This window comes from Nocardiopsis salina YIM 90010 (assembly GCF_000341025.1).
Taxonomy (GTDB): domain Bacteria; phylum Actinomycetota; class Actinomycetes; order Streptosporangiales; family Streptosporangiaceae; genus Nocardiopsis; species Nocardiopsis salina.
Genome location: NZ_ANBF01000159.1, coordinates 1 through 4749, shown reverse-complemented (window position 1 = coordinate 4749; position 4749 = coordinate 1). Strand labels below are relative to the sequence as shown.

4 protein-coding genes are annotated in these 4749 nt (G+C 70.1%); 2 read left to right on the top strand and 2 right to left on the bottom strand.

All coding sequences use genetic code 11. The features are described 5' to 3' along the window. On the top strand, positions 1 to 1449 hold a 1449-nt coding region (locus D474_RS0117750), incomplete at its 5' end, for a hypothetical protein (protein ID WP_026118588.1). Between the two features lie 128 nt (positions 1450 to 1577). Here the strand turns inward: D474_RS0117750 and D474_RS0117745 are convergent. Continuing rightward, complete coding sequence (locus tag D474_RS0117745; RefSeq protein WP_017614880.1) at positions 1578 to 2399, bottom strand: ABC transporter permease; 822 nt, start codon at positions 2397 to 2399, stop codon at positions 1578 to 1580. After that, a complete protein-coding gene (locus D474_RS0117740) occupies positions 2396 to 3355 on the bottom strand; it encodes an ABC transporter ATP-binding protein (RefSeq protein ID WP_026118587.1) in 960 nt (319 codons plus the stop codon). The genes D474_RS0117745 and D474_RS0117740 overlap by 4 nt, the downstream gene beginning before the upstream one ends. A gap of 418 nt (positions 3356 to 3773) precedes the next feature. On the opposite strand from D474_RS0117740, the gene D474_RS0117735 reads away from it, so the two are divergent. Further along, positions 3774 to 4749 (top strand): lytic polysaccharide monooxygenase auxiliary activity family 9 protein (locus tag D474_RS0117735; protein WP_017614878.1); only part of this gene is annotated, 976 nt, incomplete at its 3' end.

The following is a 4749-nucleotide window of genomic DNA, read 5'->3' as shown; positions in this document are numbered from 1 at the left end:
CCCCCCCCCGCCGTGATCGTGATGGCCGGCGCCGTGTGGGCGTCGGTGTCCCTGGTCAACTTCGCCGGCAACCAGCCCGAGACGGTGCTCCCGGGCAACACCGCCGCGTTCGGCAAGATCGACCTGTCGATCGACGGCAGCCAGGCCGTCGAGCTCATGCAGTTCATCGACCAGCTGCCCGACGAGATGGCCGAGGAGATCGACGCCGACGACGGAGACATGAACGAGCTCTTCGCCGACGTCTTCAGCGACGCCTTCCCCGAAGCCGGCAAGGGTTCGGTGCAGGAGTGGATCGGCGACGGCGTCGGCGTGGGGATGTGGCCCTCCGACGACACCTCCGTCGGCGCCGAGGCCGGGTCCGAGGGCATGGGCATGGCCTTCGCGCTGTCGGTGGAGAACGAGCGCCTGGCCGAGGAGGAGTTCGACGCCCTCTCCAGCGACTACGACGACCTCCACTACGAGATCACCGACGGCTTCGTGCTCCTGACCCCGGACAGCGCCTCCCTCGGCGACCTGGAGCGCCAGGTGGACGAGCACGGGACGCTCGACTCCGCCGACGGCTTCTCCTCCGACATGTCCGACCTGCCCTCGGGCAGCCTGGCCACGGCATGGGGCGACCTGGAGGCGCTGAGCGAGGTCGAGGAGCTCTCGAGGGAGTTCCAGGCCGACCTGGCGACCGGTCCCACCGACGTCTCCGGACGGTTCAGCGCCGCCCTGCACATCGACGGTTCGTACCTGCAGGTGGAGTCGGCGGTCACGGACTGGTCGGTCGACGGTTCGGACATGACGTGGCTGTCCGACGCCGAGACCGGCAGCGTGGAGGCCATCGGGCAGCTGCCGGAGAACACCGTGATGGCGTTCGGGGCGACCGGGCTGGACAGTGCCCTCACCGAGGCCTACGACGACGGTGAGCTGGACTTCCTGACCGACAACCGCGACTTCCAGCAGATGGAGCGCGACCTGAACTCGGTGGGCGCACACCTGCCGGAGGGCTTCGGCGCGCTCCTGGGTTCCTCGACGGTGTTCGGTCTCACCGGCCAGGAGTCCGACGGCTTCTTCGAGGAGACCGGCGGCGAGGAGTCGTTCATGTACCGGGCCGAGGGCGGCGACGCCCAGGTGGTCGAGGACTTCGTGAACGATCTGATGGTGGGCCCCTACGGCCAGCCGCCCGCGGTCTCCGACGAGGACGGCACCGTGGTGGTGCAGGAGGGCTCCAGTTCCACGGGCTCCCTCGCCGACGACGCGGTGTTCGAGCAGACCATGCAGGAGATGGACGAGGCGGTCGTCGCCGGGTTCTTCGACCTGCGCCAGGTGCTCGGCCAGGACAACAGCGTGCGGGACGCCGACCAGTGGGGCGCCGTCGGGTTCGCGGTGACGCCGGACGAGGACGGCGACCGGCTCTCGGGTGAGCTGCGGTGGTCGCCCAGCGGCGGTGACGGCGAGGACTGATCCCGCCGGGGCGGGCACCGCGCCCGCGCCGCAGGTGTTCCCGCGTTTCAGGCGCACGGGGCCGCGTCCGGAGGATCCGGGCGCGGCCCCGCGTCGTGTCTGCAGGGGGCGGCCGGGTGCATCCCGTCTCAGCTGATGACGCGCCGCCGCATCTGGAAGCAGGCCAGGCTCCACATGAGCGCGATGAAGACCAGCAGCACACCCGTGTGCAGCAGCACCGAACCCGGGGTGAGCCGGCCGAACACGCTCCCGCGGATGAGCTCGACCGCGTGGTACAGCGGGTTGGCCATGGCCGCGGTCTGTACCCAGGCGGGCAGCTCAGTGACGGGGAAGAACGTGCCGGCGACCAGGAACAACGGCGTGAAGAGCCCGCTGAAGACGTAGTCCATGGAGCGGACCGAGGTGATCACCGACGAGATCCAGATCCCGAACAGCGCGAACGCGAACCCGGCGACGGACGCGATCAGCGGCACCGCCAGCGCCCCGGGGCCGGGCCGGAGCCCGAACGCGACCGCCACGAGCAGGGGCACGCAGCCGTACACACCAGCGCGCATGGCCAGCCACAGCGCCTCGCCGGTGACGACCTCGCGCACGTCCACCGGGGCGGCCAGGACCGCCTGGTAGGTGCGCAGGTACCGGCGTTTGATGAAGGTGTTGATGACGGCGGGCATCATCGACTGGAACATGACCGAGACCGCGACGATCCCGGTCCCGAGGAAGTCGATGTAACTGAAGCCCGCGAGCGTTCCGATGAGCGCACCCATGCCGAAGCCGAACGCGAGCAGGTAGATGGTGGGTTCGACGACCGCGGCGAAGGTGGTGGCGCGCCAGGACTGCCCGTAGAGGATCCATTCCCGGGCGACGACCCCGCGTACGGCGTCGAGTTCGAACCGGCCGGGCCTGACGTGCGCGCGGGGTCGGGCGTCGGCCCGGGTCTGTTGGGTGGTCATTCGACGTTCTCCCCGGTCAAAGCCACGAACACGTCCTCGAGGTTGGCCGCGCGCCGGTGTGGGGTGCCGAGCCGTTCGAGGAGGGCTTCGGGGATCTCCTCGGCGCGCAGAGCGGAGACGGTGGTTCCGGTCCGGCGGGTGGCGAAGCCGTCCGTGTGCAGGAGCTCCTCCAGGCCGGCAACGCCCTGCTCCGCCGCGGTGAACTCGGCGACGGTGCGGCCCGCGTGCTCGGCCACGAGCTCGGAGGGCACGCCGCGTTCGACGATGCGCCCGGCCGCCATGAGGGCGACCTCGTCGGAGAGGCGTTCTGCCTCCTCGATGTAGTGCGTGGACATCAGGACGGTGGCGCCCTCGCTGCGCAGGGCATCGATGAGGCCCCAGAGTTCCTGGCGGACCTGGGGGTCGAGACCGACGGTGGGTTCGTCCATGAGCACGAGTTCGGGGCGGTGGAGCAGGGCGCGCACGATGAGCAGGCGCCGGCGCATGCCCCCGGACAGGTCGTCGACGATCGTGTCGCCGCGGTCCTCGAGCTGGGCGAGGCGCATGGCGCGGTCGATGGCCTCGCGGCGTCCGCGGCGGGGGACGCGGTAGAGGTAGCTGAACATGCGCAGGTTCTGCTCGACGGTGAGTTCCTCGTCGAGGTTGTCGTGCTGGGGGACGACGCCCATGCGGGCGCGGGCCCACTTGGACTCGGCGGGGATCTCGTGGCCGAGGATGCTGATGCGGCCCTCGGTGGCCAAGGACTGACCGGTGAGCATGCGCATCGTGGTGGATTTTCCGGCACCGTTCGGGCCGAGCAGGCCGAGCACGGTGCCCTGGGGGACCTCGAGGTCGAGGCCGTCGACGGCAGTGAGGGTTCCGAAGCGCTTGACGACGCCGCCGAGCCGGAGCGCGGCGACGCCGGTGGGGCCACCGGGGGCGGGGGCTGCGGGCCGGCCGCTGGGAGGTGTGGTCATGGGTTCACGGTAGACAGCGGCCCCCGGGGGTTCCACTGCTTTTCCACTGGTGGCACTGCGGTTCCGCGGGGTCGGCCACCGATGACAGAAACAGAAAACGGAAACCGCGCCCGGAACGCGACCATCGGTGCATACATTTATTTACTCAGCAAAGGCTGAATTCGCCCACGGACGGACACAGGAAATAAACATTACTGTTGCACTCAGGGCGCGTCAAACATGCAGGTCAGTTCAGGATTTTTCGGAAAAACTTCCCTCTGGACGCAGGATCTGTATAGTCATCTTCCACACCTTTCGGGTGGGCTGGAACCCCGGCGCGAACGCCGGACTGCCCGAAAGGAGTCCTCCAGCCCGGACGGCCGCGCGGACTCGCGACCCGCGCGGTTCCCCCGCTGTCCACAGAATTTGGAGCGAACCCATGAGGTCCGCACGAACCATCCGCACGACCGCTGTCCTGGCGGCCGCACCACTCGCCGTGACCGGCCTGGCCGTCGCACCGGCGAGCGCGCACGGGACTCTCGGCGACCCCGTCAGCCGGATCGCCACGTGTTACGAGGAGGGCCCCGAGAGCCCGCAGTCGGAGATGTGCGTGCGCCTGGTCGAGGAGAACGGCACCCAGCCGCTCTACGACTGGCACGAGGTGAACCTCCCCGATGCCGACGGCGAGCACCGCGACGTGATCCCCGACGGGGAGCTGTGCAGCGCCGGGCGCGACAAGTACTCCGCCCTGGACAACCCCGGCGACTGGACCGCCACCGAACTGCCCTCCGGCGGCGGCGAGTACACCTTCGAGTACACGGCCGCGGTACCGCACGAGGGGTACATCGAGTACTACGTGACCACGGACGACTGGGACCCGAGCACCCCGCTGGCCTGGGACGAACTGGAGTCGGAACCGTTCGTGGTGCACGACCGACCGGAGGCGGAGGACGGGGTCTACGAGATCACTGCCGACCTGCCCGAAAAGAGCGGCCAGCACCTGATCTACACGGTGTGGCAGCGCACCGACAGCCCGGAGGCCTTCTACAGCTGCTCCGACGTGGTCTTCGGCGGCGGTTCCGGTGCAGCGGCGACCACGGCCGAGGGCGACGGGTTCGACGTGGACCTGACCGCCCACGAGGGCGCCGACCACGGTGACCACGCCGAGCACGGCGCTGAGGAGACCGCCGGGGACGGCACCGAGGTCGCCGCGGAGGCCGACGAGGCTGCCGCCCCCGCCGAGGACGACGGTTCCGAGGCCGTGGACGGCGCAGGGGACGGCCACGGCGCACACGGCGACCACGACGAACAGGCCGGCGGCACCCTGCCCGAGACCGGTTCGGCCGTCACCGGGCTCTTCGGCGCCGCGGTCGCCCTGATGGCCGCTGGCGCCGGTGTACTGCACCTGACCCGCC